Raw genomic sequence first — 17,035 nt, forward strand, 5'->3', positions numbered from 1 at the left:
TGATTCGATGTGATTACTTGATGCGGACGATGTCGGCGCCCACCGCCGACAGCTTCACTTCCATGCGGTCGTAGCCGCGATCGAGGTGGTAGATGCGGTCGATCAGCGTCGTGCCTTCGGCGGCCATGCCGGCAATGACGAGCGAAGCCGAAGCGCGCAGGTCGGTCGCCATGACCGGTGCACCGATCAGGCGCGTGACGCCGTCGATGAACGCAGTATTGCCGTCGGTCGTGATCTGCGCGCCCAGGCGGTTCATCTCTTGCACGTGCATGAAGCGGTTCTCGAAGATCGTCTCGGTCACGCGCGAAGCGCCGGCGGCGATCGTGTTGACGGCCATGAACTGCGCCTGCATGTCGGTCGGGAAGCCCGGATACTCGGTCGTGCGGAACGACACCGGCTGCGGGCGACCGTCCATCTTGGCGCGGATGGTGTCCGCGCCGACGGTCAGTTGCAGGCCGATTTCGCGCAGTTTATCAAGCGCCACGTCAAAGATGTCGGTGCGGGTATTGGTCAGCTGGATGTCGCCGCCGGTGGCCGCGACGGCGCACAGGAAGGTCGCCGCTTCGATGCGGTCCGAGATCACCGCGTGGCTGGCGCCGTGCAGTTCCGGCACGCCCTGGATCACCAGGCGGTCGGTGCCGATGCCCTCGATCTTCGCGCCCATGGCCACCAGCAGGTTGGCCAGGTCGGTCACTTCCGGCTCGCGCGCGGCGTTTTCGAGCACCGTCTCGCCATCGGCCAGCGTTGCGGCCATGAGCAGGTTCTCGGTGCCGGTCACGGTGATCATGTCGGTGCGGATGCGCGCGCCCTTGAGCTTCGTGGCCCTGGCGTGGATGTAGCCGCCTTCGATCGTGATCTCGGCGCCCATCGCGCGCAGGCCCTGGATGTGCTGGTCGACCGGGCGCGAGCCGATGGCGCAGCCACCCGGCAGCGACACCTTGGCTTCGCCGAAGCGTGCCAGCAGGGGGCCCAGCACCAGGATCGAGGCGCGCATGGTTTTCACCAGTTCGTACGGCGCGACCAGATTGTTGATCGCGCTGCCGTTCATGGTGACGTGTTCGTCGTCCAGATCGATTTTCAGGCCAGTGGTTTCCAGCAGCTTGAGCATCGTGCGCACGTCATGCAGGCGCGGCACGTTGGACAGGTGCAGGTCGCCTGCAGTGAGCAGGCCCGCGCACAGGATGGGCAGCGCCGCATTCTTGGCGCCGGAAATCGCGATGTCACCTTGCAGGCGTTTGCCGCCGACGATCTGGAGCTTGTCCATGATTAGCCTTTGAATTCTTCAGGGGTCAGGGTTTTCATCGACAGCGCGTGGATTTCCTCGCGCATGCGGTCGCCCAGCGCGGCGTACACGATCTGGTGGCGCTGGATCGAGCGCTTGCCGACGAACGCCGGCGAGACGATCACCGCTTCGAAGTGCTGGCCGTCGCCATTGACGGTCAGGTGGGTGCATTCAAGGCCGGCGCTGAGATAGCCGTGTATCAGTTCGGGTGTGGTGGCCACGATAACTCCAAAAATTTTTAGTGGCGCAGCTTGTAGCCGCGCTTGAGCAGGTTGATCGCCATGGCCGTCAGCACCGCGAAGAACACGGACACGATGGCCAGGCTGGTCCACGGCGACACGTCGGACTGGCCGAAGAACCCGTAACGGAACCCGTCAATCATATAAAAGAACGGGTTGAAATGCGAGACGGCCAGCCAGAATGGCGGCAGTTTTTGTACCGAATAGAACACCCCGGCCAGGAACGTGGCCGGCATGATCAGGAAGTTCTGGAACGCGGCCAGCTGGTCGAATTTTTCGGCCCAGATGCCGGCGATGACGCCCATCGTGCCGAGAATGGCCGCGCCCAGGATCGCGAACACGACGATCCACACCGGCGCCACGAACGTCAGGTGCGCGAACCAGGCGGTAATCGCAAACACGCCGGCGCCGACGGCGATCCCGCGCAGCACCGCCGCGCCGACATACGCCGCCAGGATCTCGGCGTGCGACAGGGGCGCGAGCAGGATGAACACCAGGTTGCCGCTGATCTTGGACTGGATCAGCGACGACGACGAATTGGCGAACGCGTTTTGCAGCACGCTCATCATCACGAGGCCGGGAATCAGGAACGACGTGTAGGCCACGCCTTCGAGCATCTCGACCCGGCCGTCGAGCACATGGCCGAAGATGACGAGGTACAGCATGGCGGTGACGACCGGCGCGGCGACGGTTTGCGTGGCCACCTTCCAGAAGCGCAGCGACTCTTTGTAGAACAGGGTACGGAACCCGATGGAGAACAGATTCATTGTTTACCCTCTTCCATGATCTGGATGAAGATGTCTTCCAGGTCGGCCTGCTGCAACTGCATCTCGTCGATCACGGCGCCCGCTTCGCGCAGGCGCGCCAGGATCGGCTCGACGTCGGCGTAGTCGTTCACGCGCAGCGTGTATTTGTTGTTGCCGTTATTGGGTTCGTCGTGCGACACGAGCGGACGCAGTTCAGCCGGCAGCGTGCCGGACTTCAGATGCACGACCAGCTGCGAGCCCGAGACGCGGCGCAGCAGGGTGCTCATCGTGTCGAGCGCCACCACATTGCCCTGCTTGAGCATCGCCACGCGCTGGCACATGGCCTGCGCTTCTTCGAGGTAGTGGGTGGTGAGCACCACCGTGTGGCCGCCTTCGCGGTTCAGGCGCGCGATGAACTTCCACAGCGTCTGGCGCAGTTCGACGTCGACGCCGGCGGTCGGTTCATCCAGCACGATGACGGGCGGACGGTGCACGAGGGCCTGCGCCACCAGCACGCGCCGCTTCATGCCGCCCGACAGCGCGCGCATGTTCACGTCGGCCTTGTCGGTCAGGTCGAGGTTGTGCATCACTTCGTCGATCCAGCCATCGTTGTTGCGGATGTCGAAATAGCCCGACTGCAGGCGCAGCGTTTCGCGCACCGTGAAAAACGGATCGAACACCAGCTCCTGCGGCACGACGCCCAGGCGCTTGCGCGCTTCGCGAAAATCGGTCACGACGTCGTGGCCGTGGATTTTCACGCTGCCGGCGTCGGGCCGGATCAGGCCCGCGATGGTGGAAATGAGGGTGGTCTTGCCGGCGCCATTCGGGCCCAGCAGGCCAAAAAACTCGCCCTCTTCGATGGAAAGGGACACGCCCTTGAGCGCCTTGAAGCCTTTGTAGCTCTTCTCGACACGGTCAATCTGGATTGCAGTCATGCGAAATGGGAGGCGCGACGCGCGATAGTCAAAACAAAACGGAGGCCGGCTGGGGAACGCACCAGGACCGTGCAGGGAAACAGTCCATTATAGGTGAAATCGCAATGTCAAGCGGGCCAGGCAGAGAAACCCGGCAGGACGCCGTGGGGGCAGGATGGCGAAGCGAAGAAAAAAAACGGGCAGCCGAAGCTGCCCGTATTCATGCTGGTGCGACCAGCGTGTCGACCCCGTACAGGGACGCGAGCTTGCGCACGTTCTCGGGCACGTTGATGAACGTGAGCCGGTGCCCGGCGCTCAGCGCGCGGCGCTGCCAGGCCAGCAGCAGGGCCACACCCGACGAATCGGCCGACTTCACGCCGGCCAGATCGAACACGGTCTCACCAAGACCGATCGCCGCCTCACCCTGCGCCAGCGCCAGGCGGGCGCTGTCGAAGGTCATGGCATCGATCGTCAGCATGGGATTTGCCTCAGCCATTACTTGCCCGGCGCTGCCAGCGGCTTGGACGCCAGTTGCGCATTGCGGTCGGCCAGGCGCTTGATCAGGCCATCGATGCCGCTCTTGCTGATCTCGCTGTTGAAGGTGCTCTTGTAGGTTTCGACCAGCCAGGCGCCCAGGATGTTCACGTCATAGATCTTCCAGCCACTGCCTTCCTTGGCCAGGCGGTAGTTCAGCGTGATTGGCTCACCGCGCGCGACGTTGACCTGCGAGCGCACCTCGACATCGGTATCGGTGGCGGCGGCGCGCATCGGCTTGAACTCGACGGTTTCGTTCTTGATGGTCGACAGCGCACCGGAGTACGTATAGACCAGCAGATTGCGGAACTCGGTGGTCAGGCGCTTTTGCTGCTCTGGCGTGGCGGTGCGCCAGTGACGGCCAGCAGCCTGCTGCGTCATTTTTTCGGCATCGACGTACGGCAGGATCTTGGTATTGACCAGGCCCATGATCTTGCTGCGGTCGCCCGACTGGATTGCCTTGTCGTTCTTGACGCTGTCGATCACTTCGGCGCTGATGCGCTTGACCAGCACGTCCGGCGCTTCGGCGCTGGCTGCCGGCTGGGCGATCACGCTCGTGGAAAAGGCAGCGGTGACTGCGGCGGCGGCGATCAGGTGCATGAATGGCTTCATCGTATTCCTTTCAACTTACTTCGTTTCGGAAGGTGCTGGCTCGGCGACGTCATCAGCCTGGCGCGGCACATTGCCGTCGTAGACCTGGCTCTGGCGGCGCTGCAGATAGCCGTCGCGCAGGAACTCGTAGCGGTCCAGTGCGGCGTCGTCCATCAGGCCCGAGGCGTCGAGCAGCGTGGCGCGTTTGTCGATGATGCGAACGCCCGTACCCACATTGCGCCAGTTGACCGGCGTCTTGTAAGTCCAGATGTCGCCCGCGAAATCGGCTGGCAATGCTGCGGTATCACGTACCGTAGATGGGCCCAGAAGCGGCAAGATCAAGTACGGACCGCTCGGTACGCCCCATTTGCCCAGGGTCTGGCCGAAATCTTCGTTGTGCTTCTGCATGCCGGCTTCGGACGCGATGTCCAGCAGGCCGAAAATGCCGAAGGTCGAATTGACCGCCACGCGGCCGAAATCGGTCGCGCCGGCTTCGCCCTTGCCTTGCAGGAAGTTGTTGATCGAGCTCCAGGCATCCGACAGGTTGCCAAAGAAATTGTTCACGCCCGTCTGGGCGAAGCCCGGTACGACCTTCTTGTAGGCGGTCGCGGTCGGCTTGAGCACGGTGCGGTCAACGGCGTCATTGAACGAGTAAACGGCGCGGTTATAGCCTTCGAGCGGATCCTGTGGATTGTTCGCGGTCGTCGCGCAACCGGTCAGGACCAGGACAGCAGCGGCGGCGGCACAGAGACGCACGTGCGAAAGCGAGTTGGTGTAGTTCATTAACTACCTTCCTTTCCATCAGCAGCCTTGCTGTAGATAAATTGATTGATCAAGTCTTCGAGGACTGTCGCCGACTGGGTACGGATGATGCGGTCGCCCTCGGCCAGATTGTTCGTGTCGCCACCGGCTTCAATGCCGATGTATTGCTCGCCAAGCAGGCCCGCGGTCAGAATCTTCAACGAACTATCTTTTGGAAATTTATAGTCGGTATCCAAATCGAGGCGCACAGATGCCTGGAAACTCTTGTCGTCAAAGGCAATCTCGCCCACGCGGCCGACCACCACACCGGCGCTCTTGACGGGTGCCTGCGGCTTGAGGCCGCCGATATTGTCAAACCGGCCGCTGACGGAATACGTCTGCCCGAACGACATGGACTTCAAATTGCCGGCCTGGAAAGCCAGGAACAGCAGTGCAGCCAAGCCCAGCAGCACGAACAGGCCAACCCAGACGTCGATAGTTTTGCGATGCATTTTATTACCCTAAAACCGTGTTAGTTATTTATTGAACATCAGGGCGGTCATGACGAAGTTCAGCCCCCAGACCAGCAGCGATGCGATCACGACAGTACGCGTGGTCGCACGCGAGACGTCTTCCGGCGTCGGCTGGGCCTGGTACCCCTGGAACAGGGCAGTAAAGGTCACGGCGATGCCAAAGATAAAGCTTTTAATCACGCCGTTCAGTACGTCAGCGCGCACATCGACGCCAGATTGCATCTGGGCCCAGAAAGAACCTTCATCCACGCCGATCAATTTCACGCCGACGAGGTAGCCACCCATCACGCCAACGGCCGAAAACACCGTTGCCAGCACCGGCATGGCGATCACGCCTGCCCAGAAACGCGGCGCCAGCACCCGTTGGACCGGATTAATCGCCATCATTTCCATGGCCGACAATTGCTCGCCCGCTTTCATGAGGCCGATCTGCGCCGTCAGCGAGGTGCCGGCGCGGCCGGCGAACAGCAGCGCGGTAACGACCGGACCCAGTTCGCGCACGAGCGACAACGCGACCACCTGGCCCAGCATCTGCTCGGCGCCGTACTGGTTCAGCGTGTAATAACCCTGCAGGCCCAGCACCATGCCGACAAACAGGCCGGACACGGCAATGATCACCAGCGAATAGTTACCGATGAAGTGGATCTGCTCGGAAATCAAACCCGGGCGGCGGAACGCGCCTGGCGAGACACGCAGGATGCTGAGGAACGAGCGGATGGCAAAGCCGAGACCGGCCAGGCCTTCGCGCACGGTACAACCGATGTAACCGAGGAAACGGGCGATCATGTGCGCGCTCCCAGGCCCAGGTCGTCGGCCAGCGTCTTGCCGGGATAGTGGAACGGCACCGGACCGTCCGGCTCGGCGTTGACGAACTGACGCACGTACGGGTCGGTCGACACGCGCAATTCGGTCGGTGTGCCTTCCGCAACAATCTTGCCAGCGGACATGAAGTAGACGTAATCGGCAATCGCGAAGCACTCTTTTACGTCGTGCGAGACGAGGATCGAGGTCGAGCCAAGGGCGTCGTTCAGGTTGCGGATCAGATTGGCGGTCACGCCCATCGAGATCGGGTCGAGACCGGCGAACGGTTCGTCGTACATGATCAGTTCAGGATCAAGCGCAACGGCGCGCGCGACGGCCACACGGCGCGCCATGCCACCCGAAATCTCGGCCGGCTTGAGGCGGTGCGCATTGCGCAGGCCCACGGCGTTGAGCTTCATGAGGACGAGGTCGCGGATGAGTTCTTCGGGCAGGTCGGTGTGCTCGCGCAGCGGAAACGCCACGTTATCGAACACCGACAGGTCGGTAAACAGTGCGCCAAACTGGAACAGCATGCCCATGCGCCGGCGCAGGCGGTACAGCCCCTGCGTATCGAGGCTGTGCACGACTTCGCCGCCAATGCGGACTTCGCCACGCTGGGGGCGAATCTGGCCACCGATGAGGCGCAACACCGTCGTCTTGCCGCAACCGGACCCGCCCATGACAGCAATGAGCTTGCCACGTGGGAAATCCATGCGCAGATTCGACAGAATGGAACGCTCACCGTAAGCAAAATGCAGATCGCGGATTTCGACTAGGTTCGACACAGCATCATTTGAGGTTAGGGAATCCGGTATTGTAGTGCAGAAAGCTATTTACCCGCTTGAGGGACCCGATTTTACCCCCGGCTGGCGACGTGACATTACAACACTAATAACTGTTCAGTCAGCTATTTAACGTTGTAAGCGATTGTTTTCATTGGATTATGCATACATGACAATATTGCGATTCCTTGTTAGGAATCAATATAATTGAAACATATTTACATAAACCGTACGATACAGGCCGCGTGATAGGACAACAGCGTGCCAGGCTATTTTGCATCGCAGCATCCAATTGGGGATAGCTTTACGAATTAGCAAGTGACAGTTTATAAATAGTTTGTCATGCATTTGTCGCCGGATTGTCTGCAAGCCGGCGAACATGGCGGTCGCATTGCACGACCGCCATTGACCATATGTCTTAGCGTGGCAAGACAGATGCGCCCATCAGGAACTCATCGACCGCGCGCGCGCATTGACGGCCTTCGCGGATTGCCCACACCACCAGCGACTGACCACGCCGCATGTCGCCCGCCGTAAATACTTTCGGATTCGACGTCTGGTAAGCCAGGTCGCCCTCGGTCGTGGCGCGCGCATTGCCGCGCGGGTCTTTCTGTACGCCGAACGCATCGAGCACCTGCTGCACGGGCGAGACAAAGCCCATCGCCAGCAGCACCAGGTCGGCTTTCAGTTCGAACTCGGAATCCGGCACTTCCGTCATCTTGCCGTCCTTCCATTCGACGCGGCAGGCGATCAGTTTTTCCACCTTGCCGCCCTTGCCTTCCAGGCGCTTGGTCGCCACCGCCCAATCGCGCTCGCAACCTTCTTCGTGCGACGACGAGGTGCGCAGGCGCGTTGGCCAGTAGGGCCAGACCAACGGCTTGTTTTCGTGCTCCGGTGGCTGTGGCAGCAGTTCGAATTGCGTCACCGACGCTGCGCCGTGGCGGTTCGAGGTGCCGACGCAGTCCGAACCGGTGTCACCGCCGCCGATGACGATCACGTGCTTGCCGGTGGCCTTCAACTGGTCCTTCAGCTTGTCGCCGGCGTTGACGCGGTTTTGCTGCGGCAGGAAGTCCATCGCGAAGTGCACGCCCTTGAGCTGGCGGCCCGGCACCGGCAGGTCGCGCGGCTGCTCGGCGCCGCCGGCCATGATTACGGCGTCGAATTCTTTTTCCAGGTCTTCCGGGAAGATGGTGTCGCGCGCCATATTGCTGACGGCTGCCGGAAAGTCCTTGCCAATCAACACACCCGTGCGGAACGTGACGCCTTCGGCCTGCATCTGCTCGACGCGGCGGTCGATCAGGTCCTTTTCCATCTTGAAGTCGGGGATCCCGTAGCGCAGCAGGCCGCCCAGGCGATCGCTCTTCTCAAATACCGTCACGTCGTGGCCGACGCGCGCCAGTTGCTGGGCCGCGGCCAGGCCGGCAGGCCCCGAACCGACGACGGCGACCTTGCGGCCCGTACGATGTTCGGGCGGCTGCGGCACCACCCAGCCGTGCTCCCAGCCGGTGTCGATGATCTTGCGCTCGATCGACTTGATGCCCACCGGGTCGTCGTTGATCCCGAGCGTGCAGGCCGACTCGCACGGCGCCGGGCAGATACGGCCGGTGAACTCGGGGAAGTTGTTCGTCGAGTGCAGGTTCTCCAGCGCGTGGCGGTAGTTGCCATGGAAGACCAGGTCGTTCCAGTCCGGGATGATGTTGTTGACCGGGCAGCCCGTGTTACAGAACGGGATGCCGCAATCCATGCAGCGCGCGCCCTGCACCTTCGCCTGCGCGTCGGTCAGCGTGATGACGAATTCCTTGTAGTTCTTCAGACGCGCGACCGGTTCGAGATGATCCTCTTCCTGCCGTTCGAATTCCATGAAGCCGGTAATTTTGCCCACAATATTTTCCTTGGTCGTTGGTCCGCGGCTGCTTACGCGGCCTGATCGATCTTGTCGTTCGCTTCTTCCATGCTCGAGAAGTGCATCTCTTCGAGCGCGCGCTTGTAGTCGGTCGGGAACACCTTGACGAACTTGCTGCGGCTGTTGGCCCAGTCGTCGAGCAGGTTGCGCGCACGCGTGCTGCCGGTGTACTTGAAGTGGCGCTCGATCAGGCGGCGCAGGATCGCTTCGTCCGACTCGCGCTCGCTGGTGCGCGACTGGCTGTGCCAGGCTGCCGGGTCGGTCTGGTCCTTCGACGCCAGCACCCGCTCCAGGTTGACCATCGTCGTGTTGCAGCGCGCTTCGAATTCGCCTTTCGGGTCGTACACGAAGGCCACACCGCCCGACATGCCGGCGGCGAAGTTGCGGCCCGTGTCGCCCAGCACCGCCACGGTCCCGCCGGTCATGTATTCGCAACCGTGATCGCCGCAGCCTTCGACGACGGCCGTGGCGCCCGAGTTGCGCACCGCGAAGCGCTCGCCGGCCACGCCGTTGAAGAAGGCTTCACCCGAGATCGCGCCATACAGCACGGTGTTACCGACGATGATGTTGTCGACCGCCCAGCCACGGAACTCGGTGTTTGGCCGCACGATGATGCGTCCGCCCGACAGGCCCTTGCCGACATAGTCGTTGCCTTCGCCGACCAGGTCCATCGTGATGCCGCCGGCCAGGAAGGCAGCAGCGGACTGGCCCGCCGTGCCTTGCAGCTGGATGTGGATCGTGTCGTCCGGCAGGCCGGCATGGCCGTAACGCGTGGCGACTTCGCCCGACAGCATGGCGCCGACGGTGCGGTTCAGGTTCTTGACCGGCGAGATGAACGAGACGCGCTCGCCCTTTTCCAGTGCCGCCTTGGCTTGCGCGATCAGCTTGTGATCGAGCGCTTTATCCAGGCCATGGTCCTGGCCTTCGGTGTGGAACAGGGCGCGCTGGCTCTCGACTTTCGGCTGGTAGAAGATGTTCGAGAAGTCCAGGCCCTGCGCCTTCCAGTGGCCGATCGCCTTGGATTTGTCGAGCAGGTCGGCGCGGCCAATCAGTTCGTCATAGGTGCGGATGCCCAGCTGCGCCATGATCTGGCGGGCTTCTTCGGCAACGAAGAAGAAGTAGTTCACCACGTGCTCGGGTTTGCCCTGGAATTTCGCGCGCAGCACTGGGTCTTGCGTGGCCACGCCCACCGGGCAGGTATTCAGGTGGCACTTGCGCATCATGATGCAACCTTCGACCACCAGTGGCGCGGTGGCAAAGCCCACCTCATCGGCGCCCAGCATCGCCGCGATGACGACGTCGCGGCCGGTGCGCATCTGGCCGTCCGCTTGCAGGCGGATACGGCTGCGCAGGCCATTGAGCACCAGCGTCTGCTGGGTCTCGGCCAGGCCCAGCTCCCACGGCGTGCCGGCGTGCTTGACCGACGACAGGGGCGAAGCGCCCGTGCCGCCATCGTGGCCGGCGACGACGATGTGATCCGCCTTGGCTTTCGAGACGCCGGCAGCGACCGTGCCGATGCCCACTTCCGAAACCAGCTTGACCGAGATCGAGGCGCGCGGATTCACGTTTTTCAGGTCGTGAATCAGCTGGGCCAGGTCTTCGATCGAATAGATGTCGTGGTGCGGCGGCGGCGAAATCAGACCGACACCCGGTACCGAGAAGCGCAAGCTGGCGATGTACTCGGACACTTTATGACCCGGCAGCTGGCCGCCTTCGCCTGGCTTGGCGCCCTGCGCCATTTTGATCTGGATCTGATCGGCCGAGTTCAGGTATTCGGCAGTGACACCAAAGCGGCCCGACGCCACCTGCTTGATTTTCGAACGCAGCGAGTCGCCGTCTTCGAGCGGAATATCGACCACGACGCGGCCATCGCCCAGGCGCGACGCCAGCGACTCGCCCTTCTTGATCGCGATGCCCTTGAATTCATTCATGTAGCGCGCCGGATCTTCGCCGCCCTCGCCCGTATTGCTCTTGCCGCCGATGCGGTTCATCGCGATGGCCAGCGTGGCGTGGGCTTCGGTACTGATCGAGCCGAGCGACATGGCGCCGGTCGCAAAGCGCTTGACGATGTCCTTGGCCGATTCGACTTCTTCGATCGGGATCGCCTTGTCGCGGTCGATCTTGAATTCGAACAGGCCGCGCAGCGTCAGGTGACGGCGCGTCTGGTCGTTGATCAGCTGCGCGTATTCCTTATAGGTCGAGAAGTTGTTGGCGCGCGTCGCGTGCTGCAGCTTGGCGATCGTGTCCGGCGTCCACAGGTGGTCTTCACCGCGCACGCGGAAGGCATACTCGCCGCCGACGTCCAGCGCATTGGCCAGCACCGGATCGGCGCCAAAGGCCAGCGCGTGCAGGCGCAGCGCTTCTTCGGCCACTTCGAACAGGCCAATGCCTTCGATGTTCGACGAGGTGCCCTTGAAGTACTTGTCGACCAGCGATTTGTTCAGGCCCACGGCCTCGAAAATCTGCGCGCCGCAGTACGACATGTAGGTGGAGATGCCCATTTTGGACATCACCTTCATCAGGCCCTTGCCGACGGCCTTGATGTAGTTGTAGCTCACCGTCTCGGCCGACAGTTCCTGCGGCAGGCCATGCGCCAGCTCGGCCAGCGTTTCAAGGGCCAGGTACGGGTGCACGGCTTCGGCGCCGTAACCGGCCAGCAGCGCAAAGTGGTGCGTCTCGCGCGCCGAGCCGGTTTCGATCACGAGGCCGGCGGAGGCGCGCAGGCCGCGCGCTACCAGGTGCTGGTGCACGCTGGAGGTGGCCAGCAGCGCAGGGATCGCGACCAGGTCGGGCGACATGCGGCGATCCGACACGATCAGGATGTTGTGGCCCGACTTGACCGCATCGACCGCTTCGGCGCACAGCGAGGCCAGCGAGGCTTCGATGCCCTCCTTGCCCCAGGCGACCGGGTAGCAGATGTTGAGCTCATAGGCCTTGAACTTGCCGCCGGTGTGCTGGCCGATATTGCGCAGGCGCGCCATGTCGTCGAAGTTCAGGATCGGCTGCGCGACCTCGAGACGCATCGGCGGGTTGACGTTGTTGGTGTCGAGGATGTTCGGCTTGGGGCCGATGAACGAGACCAGCGACATGACCATGCTTTCGCGGATCGGATCGATCGGCGGATTGGTCACTTGCGCGAACAGCTGCTTGAAGTAGTTATACAGCGGCTTGAGTTTGTTGGACGTGACGGCCAGCGGCGAGTCGTTGCCCATCGAGCCGGTGGCTTCTTCGCCCAGCACCGCCATCGGCGCCATCAGGAACTTCAGGTCTTCCTGCGTGTAGCCGAACGCCTGCTGGCGGTCGAGCAGCGTGAGCGCCGGCTTTTCGCCCTGCGCATCCTTCGCGCGGCCAGCGGCCAGCTGCGACTCGGTCAGCTTGATTTCATTGAGCTTGATGCGCACCGACTTGATCCACGCCTTGTACGGCTTGGCGTTGGCATAGGTGTCTTTCAACTCTTTGTCGTCGATGATGCGGCCGGCTTCGAGGTCGATCAGGAACATCTTGCCCGGCTGGAGGCGCCACTTCTTGACGATGCGCGATTCGGGAATCGGCAGCACGCCCGATTCGGACGCCATGACGACCAGGTCGTCCTCGGTGATGACGTAGCGCGCCGGGCGCAGGCCGTTGCGGTCGAGCGTGCCGCCGATGTGGCGGCCATCGGTGAAGGCCATCGCAGCCGGGCCGTCCCACGGCTCCATCATCGCTGCGTGGTATTCGTAGAAGGCGCGGCGGTTGTCGTCCATCGACGCGTGATTTTCCCAGGCTTCCGGGATCATCATCATCATCGCCTGGGCGATCGGGTAGCCGGCCATGATCAGCAGTTCGAGCGCGTTGTCGAAGCAGGCGGTGTCGGACTGGCCTTCATAGATCAGCGGGAACAGCTTGTTCAGATCGTCGCCCAGGACAGCCGACTTGAGGATGCCTTCGCGCGCGCGGGTCCAGTTGAAGTTGCCCTTGACGGTATTGATCTCGCCGTTGTGGGCGATCAGGCGGTACGGGTGGGCCAGCGGCCACTCAGGGAAGGTGTTGGTCGAGAAGCGCTGGTGGACCAGGGCCAGGGCCGAGATGCAGCGCGGATCCTGCAGATCCTTGTAGAACACGCCCACCTGGTCGGCCAGCAGCAGGCCTTTATAGACGACGGTGCGGGCCGACATCGACGGTACGAAGAATTCCTTGCCGTGCAGGAGTTTGAGAGCCTGGATCGCGTGGCCGGACGATTTGCGGATGACGTACAGCTTACGTTCAAGTGCATCGGTGACCATGATGTCCGGGCCGCGGCCAATGAAGATCTGGCGAATCACCGGCTCCTTGGCACGCACGAACGGCGACATCGGCATCGTCGCATCGACCGGCACGTTGCGCCAGCCGAGAACGACCTGGCCTTCGATGCGCACGGCGCGTTCGATCTCCTGCTCGCAGGCGATGCGCGACGCATGCTCTTTCGGCAAGAACACCATGCCGACGCCGTACTCGCCAGGTGGCGGCAACTCGACGCCCTGGCGCGCCATCTCGTCGCGGTAGTACTGGTCGGGAATCTGGATCAGAATCCCCGCCCCGTCGCCCATGAGCGCATCGGCGCCCACGGCGCCCCGGTGGTCGAGGTTCTTCAGAATCAACAGACCCTGTTCAACAATCGAATGACTCTTGTTGCCCTTGATATGGGCGATGAAGCCAACACCGCAAGCATCGTGTTCATTGGCGGGATCATACAAACCTTGGGCAATCATGCGACATTCTCCACATCTTTACGGGATCGAATGCCGAGAATAGTGCAATGCAAAATCCCCCGTCAACCTCAATAATTAGGGTCAGAGTCGAATTGTTTGACAACTTTTTGAGAAAGACGATAATTGGGGACAGAGTCATTCTGGTTTGTAAGAGTACTCGTCATTGCAACCTAAGCTCTTGATTTTAAATAGGTTTTCGCAATAAAAAACGGCACGAATAACCGTGCCGTTGTGTCGGGAATTGCGCTGTTTCAGGCTTGTGCGAACGGCGGAAGGGGCGGATTAAAAGGTCGGCCACGCTTGGCTGGCAAGATCTGGCGTTGTGTTTTTTGCTCCAGCTGGCTCTTGAACGAGTCAGACCCCAATGGCTTGTTCCGTAGAATCGAGGTGGTGATGAAATCCACCTCCTCGGATGACAAGCCTTGCTGGACCATGTCGATATACGCCGCTTCGCGCTGGAATGGCGTGTTGCCCAGGGCCCAGAACAGGCTATGGTCGCTGACGAGCGTATCCAGACGCGCGCCGGCGTGGTGGGCATAGCTCGACCATGGGTAGTCGCCGGGGCCAACGGACAGTTGCGCGCGTACCGGATTGAGCTCGATGTAGCGGCTGCAGGTCATGAAATACCGGTCGGAGTCGATCAGCGAGGTGCGGAAACGCCCCTCGAACAAGCCACCGCTGCGCTCGTACTTGTGGTTAAACCATGGAACATAGAGTCGGCCAACCTTCTGCATCATCAGCGCCAGGCCCGTGGCGTCGCTCGGCGTTGCCAGCAGGTGAACATGGTTCGGCATCAAGACGTATGAATGGATTGCCACGTCATAAAACCGCGCGCCTTCCTTGAGCCAGACGAGAAATCGCTGGTAGTCCGCCTCGTCCCTGTAAATGATCTGGCGGTTATTACCGCGCTGGATTACGTGGTGCGGTTGCTCGGGAACGATGAGTCGAGGTTGGCGTGCCATGGCGTCGGATGTGCGTGTGGAATCCGGATTCTACAATGGAAAATGACTCTGTCCCTAATTAAACGCAAGATCTTGCGAAATCCTGCCGACTCTGTCCCTAATTATTTGAGAATGAGTATAGACGCAATTTATCGCCCGACTTTTCAGCCGTAATTGTGTAATCCAGCCAATTTCCAAAAGAAAATTGGCCAATAATTCGACTCTGACCCTAATTGTCTGAGCGGAAATTGGCCAATAATTCGACTCTGACCCTCATTGTGGGAGGGTTGAGGCGGGTCAGGAGAGGGTGAAGCCGGCGGAGAGGCTGTAGCCTTCGCCGTAGGCGCTGCGCAGGGGGAGGTCCTGGCCGAGGCCGGAGCGGGCTTTCTTGCGCAGGCGGTAGACCAGCATGTCGACGCGGCGGCTGGCGTCGGGGTCGTCGCCACCCATGCCGGCGACGATCACGTGGCGCGGCACCGGGCGCGTGTTGATCGTCAGCAGGTGCAGGAAGTTGCATTCCTTTTCGGTCAGGTCGACCACCTTGCCCATCAGCTCGAGCTGGCGCGCGCTCACGCGCAGCATCCACTTGCTCGGGGCCGGCGCCGGGTCCTGCGGGCGTACCCGGCGGTCCAGTGCCTCGATGTGCGCGGCCAGTTCCGGGAACTTGATCGGCTTGGTCAGGTAATGGTCGGCGCCCAGGCGCAGGCCCAGGATGCGGTGGTCGAACGCCACCCGCCCCGTGAGTACCAGTAACCCGATTTCCGGATACAGCTGGCGCATGCGCGGGATGACATTGAAGCCATCTTCGTCTGGCAGCCCGAGGTCGAGCACCACGACCGCAGCCGGCGTGCGCGTCAGCGCCGCCCACATTTCACTGGCGGTCCGGGCGATCGTGACGTCGTGGTCCAGCTCCTTCAGGAACTCGGCCATGTCGTCGGCGTATTCGCCATTGTCTTCAACAATCAGTATCTGCGTCATGCCCTTGCCATATTAGTCACCTGCCCGTCGTTGATACCGATGGTAGCGTTATCCACGCCGAAGCGCGGTCCCGATTATCACTGCTGAGGCTACCTGAAGCAAGGAGTTATTCCTCTATAACCTCTATAAGACCAGCGCCGGCATCCAGAGCCGGAACTCGGCGCCGGCGCCCTGTTGCCCCGGCGCCAGACTCAGCACGCCACCGTGAACTTCGATGATCGAGCGCGCCATGTACAGCCCCAGACCGCTGCCCGGCAGGCCGGCGGCGTTGCGGCCGCGATACCCTTTGTCGAAAACGCGCGACGCATCGTCCGGCGGCACGCCGGCGCCGCCGTCGAGGACGGCGATCTCGACGCCGCCACCGCTGCGCCGCACGCGCACCGTCACATCGGCGGCAGGCGGCGAAAACGCGAGCGCATTGTCGATCATGACCTTCAGCGCCAGCCGCAAGCCTTCCGGCTCGCCGCGCAGGATCGAGGCGACATCGTCGAGCTGCAGTACGGCAGCGCGCCCGGCGGTGCGGATCTGGGCAGCACCCGTCTCGACCAGTTCCCCGACCGTGATGGTGTTGGGCTGGCGGGTGCGCCCGAGCGTGGCCATGCGATCGGGCGACAGGTATTCGTCGAGCATCCCGATCAGGCGGTCGACCGCGGCGCCGATCTTGCGATAGCGAACGCGCACCGATTCCTCGGCATGCGTGGATGTGGCTTCCAGTCGCTGGATCGCGCCATCGATCGTCGCCAGCGGCGTACGGAACTCGTGATTGAGCATGCTGGCAAACCGTTTGTATTCGCTGTCGTGGCCGCGCCGCGCCGACAGGTCGCGCAGCAGGCCGACCAGCGCCGATTTGTCATCGGCCGGCACGATGGCCAGGGCTTCCAGCGCCAGCGGGCGCCGCTCGGCATCGAACAGATCGAATTCGCGCCGGTTGCGCACCCCCGGCTTGCCGGTAGCCATCGCGCGCAACCACGCTGCCAGCGGCGCCAGCGGCGAGGCGCTGTCGCCATCGAGCGCGCTCTGCAGCGTGGCGGCGTCATAGCCGCTCAGGGCTGCAAACGCCGGGCTCAGATAGCGCACGCTTCCCGCCGGCAGTGCAATGGCAAAGGCCACGTCGTCGCCCAGTTCGGCGATCGTGCGCAATTGCCGCCCGGTGAGCATCTCAGCATCGCCGGCAGGGGCCGGCATGGCAGACGTGGTGGCGGCAATCGGACTGGACTTCATTGGACCTCTTTCTTCACCAACAGTTACGGGCGATGTATCGACCAGCTAGTATATCGCGACCGTCACTTGTCTGTGACATATTGCTTTGCAAAATGCAAAATA

The 17,035-nt window shown here is 62.1% G+C and carries 15 protein-coding genes; all 15 read right to left on the reverse strand.

The genetic code is table 11. The features are described from left to right. Positions 1–13 precede the first annotated feature (13 nt). Positions 14–1,264 carry a UDP-N-acetylglucosamine 1-carboxyvinyltransferase gene (gene murA, locus AC1MGT_RS10705; RefSeq protein WP_499504139.1) on the reverse strand — a complete coding sequence of 417 codons (1,251 nt, stop codon included), beginning with the start codon at positions 1,262–1,264 and terminating at the stop codon, positions 14–16. A 2-nt stretch (positions 1,265–1,266) separates the two neighbouring features. After that, the gene (locus AC1MGT_RS10710) at positions 1,267–1,503 is read right to left on the reverse strand and encodes a BolA family protein (RefSeq protein WP_183555109.1); all 237 of its coding nucleotides are present in this window, start codon (positions 1,501–1,503) and stop codon (positions 1,267–1,269) included. Between the two features lie 17 nt (positions 1,504–1,520). After that, the gene (locus AC1MGT_RS10715; protein WP_183555107.1) at positions 1,521–2,288 is read right to left on the reverse strand and encodes an ABC transporter permease; all 768 of its coding nucleotides are present in this window, start codon (positions 2,286–2,288) and stop codon (positions 1,521–1,523) included. Further along, the gene (locus tag AC1MGT_RS10720) at positions 2,285–3,202 is read right to left on the reverse strand and encodes an ABC transporter ATP-binding protein (RefSeq protein ID WP_499456024.1); all 918 of its coding nucleotides are present in this window, start codon (positions 3,200–3,202) and stop codon (positions 2,285–2,287) included. The genes AC1MGT_RS10715 and AC1MGT_RS10720 overlap by 4 nt, the downstream gene beginning before the upstream one ends. Before the next feature lie 199 nt (positions 3,203–3,401). Beyond that, complete coding sequence (locus AC1MGT_RS10725; RefSeq protein ID WP_499504140.1) at positions 3,402–3,659, reverse strand: STAS domain-containing protein; 258 nt, start codon at positions 3,657–3,659, stop codon at positions 3,402–3,404. A 17-nt stretch (positions 3,660–3,676) separates the two neighbouring features. Further along, entirely contained in the window at positions 3,677–4,327 is a 651-nt protein-coding gene (locus AC1MGT_RS10730; RefSeq protein WP_499504141.1) for an MlaC/ttg2D family ABC transporter substrate-binding protein, read from the reverse strand. A 15-nt stretch (positions 4,328–4,342) separates the two neighbouring features. Beyond that, a complete protein-coding gene (locus AC1MGT_RS10735; protein ID WP_499504142.1) occupies positions 4,343–5,089 on the reverse strand; it encodes an MlaA family lipoprotein in 747 nt (248 codons plus the stop codon). Next, positions 5,089–5,559 carry an outer membrane lipid asymmetry maintenance protein MlaD gene (gene mlaD, locus AC1MGT_RS10740; protein ID WP_332531270.1) on the reverse strand — a complete coding sequence of 157 codons (471 nt, stop codon included), beginning with the start codon at positions 5,557–5,559 and terminating at the stop codon, positions 5,089–5,091. Before mlaD ends, AC1MGT_RS10735 begins: the two co-directional genes overlap by 1 nt. A gap of 24 nt (positions 5,560–5,583) precedes the next feature. Next, complete coding sequence (gene mlaE, locus AC1MGT_RS10745; protein ID WP_332531269.1) at positions 5,584–6,366, reverse strand: lipid asymmetry maintenance ABC transporter permease subunit MlaE; 783 nt, start codon at positions 6,364–6,366, stop codon at positions 5,584–5,586. Next, entirely contained in the window at positions 6,363–7,166 is an 804-nt protein-coding gene (locus AC1MGT_RS10750; RefSeq protein WP_332531268.1) for an ABC transporter ATP-binding protein, read from the reverse strand. Before AC1MGT_RS10750 ends, mlaE begins: the two co-directional genes overlap by 4 nt. A 415-nt stretch (positions 7,167–7,581) precedes the next feature. After that, on the reverse strand, positions 7,582–9,045 hold the full coding sequence (locus AC1MGT_RS10755; RefSeq protein ID WP_499456029.1) for a glutamate synthase subunit beta: 1,464 nt from the start codon (positions 9,043–9,045) through the stop codon (positions 7,582–7,584). 32 nt (positions 9,046–9,077) lie between these two features. After that, entirely contained in the window at positions 9,078–13,793 is a 4,716-nt protein-coding gene (locus AC1MGT_RS10760; protein WP_499504143.1) for a glutamate synthase-related protein, read from the reverse strand. Between the two features lie 251 nt (positions 13,794–14,044). Continuing rightward, on the reverse strand, positions 14,045–14,755 hold the full coding sequence (locus AC1MGT_RS10765) for a transposase (RefSeq protein WP_499504144.1): 711 nt from the start codon (positions 14,753–14,755) through the stop codon (positions 14,045–14,047). A 276-nt stretch (positions 14,756–15,031) separates the two neighbouring features. Continuing rightward, on the reverse strand, positions 15,032–15,712 hold the full coding sequence (locus AC1MGT_RS10770; protein WP_183555085.1) for a response regulator transcription factor: 681 nt from the start codon (positions 15,710–15,712) through the stop codon (positions 15,032–15,034). A 123-nt stretch (positions 15,713–15,835) separates the two neighbouring features. Beyond that, a complete protein-coding gene (locus AC1MGT_RS10775) occupies positions 15,836–16,933 on the reverse strand; it encodes a PAS domain-containing sensor histidine kinase (RefSeq protein WP_499504145.1) in 1,098 nt (365 codons plus the stop codon). Positions 16,934–17,035: the final 102 nt, after the last annotated feature.

Source organism: Telluria sp. BA11 (assembly GCF_056680305.1).

What these genes read in the sequence shown, in the direction of transcription:
- murA (WP_499504139.1), bottom strand. Translation starts at nt 1,264, where the DNA reads ATGGACAAGCTCCAGATCGTCGGCGGCAAACGCCTGCAAGGTGACATC.
- AC1MGT_RS10715 (WP_183555107.1), bottom strand. Translation starts at nt 2,288, where the DNA reads ATGAATCTGTTCTCCATCGGGTTCCGTACCCTGTTCTACAAAGAGTCG.
- AC1MGT_RS10720 (WP_499456024.1), bottom strand. Translation starts at nt 3,202, where the DNA reads ATGACTGCAATCCAGATTGACCGTGTCGAGAAGAGCTACAAAGGCTTC.
- AC1MGT_RS10725 (WP_499504140.1), bottom strand. Translation starts at nt 3,659, where the DNA reads ATGCTGACGATCGATGCCATGACCTTCGACAGCGCCCGCCTGGCGCTG.
- AC1MGT_RS10730 (WP_499504141.1), bottom strand. Translation starts at nt 4,327, where the DNA reads ATGAAGCCATTCATGCACCTGATCGCCGCCGCCGCAGTCACCGCTGCC.
- AC1MGT_RS10735 (WP_499504142.1), bottom strand. Translation starts at nt 5,089, where the DNA reads ATGAACTACACCAACTCGCTTTCGCACGTGCGTCTCTGTGCCGCCGCC.
- mlaD (WP_332531270.1), bottom strand. Translation starts at nt 5,559, where the DNA reads ATGCATCGCAAAACTATCGACGTCTGGGTTGGCCTGTTCGTGCTGCTG.
- mlaE (WP_332531269.1), bottom strand. Translation starts at nt 6,366, where the DNA reads ATGATCGCCCGTTTCCTCGGTTACATCGGTTGTACCGTGCGCGAAGGC.
- AC1MGT_RS10760 (WP_499504143.1), bottom strand. Translation starts at nt 13,793, where the DNA reads ATGATTGCCCAAGGTTTGTATGATCCCGCCAATGAACACGATGCTTGC.
- AC1MGT_RS10765 (WP_499504144.1), bottom strand. Translation starts at nt 14,755, where the DNA reads ATGGCACGCCAACCTCGACTCATCGTTCCCGAGCAACCGCACCACGTA.
- AC1MGT_RS10770 (WP_183555085.1), bottom strand. Translation starts at nt 15,712, where the DNA reads ATGACGCAGATACTGATTGTTGAAGACAATGGCGAATACGCCGACGAC.
- AC1MGT_RS10775 (WP_499504145.1), bottom strand. Translation starts at nt 16,933, where the DNA reads ATGAAGTCCAGTCCGATTGCCGCCACCACGTCTGCCATGCCGGCCCCT.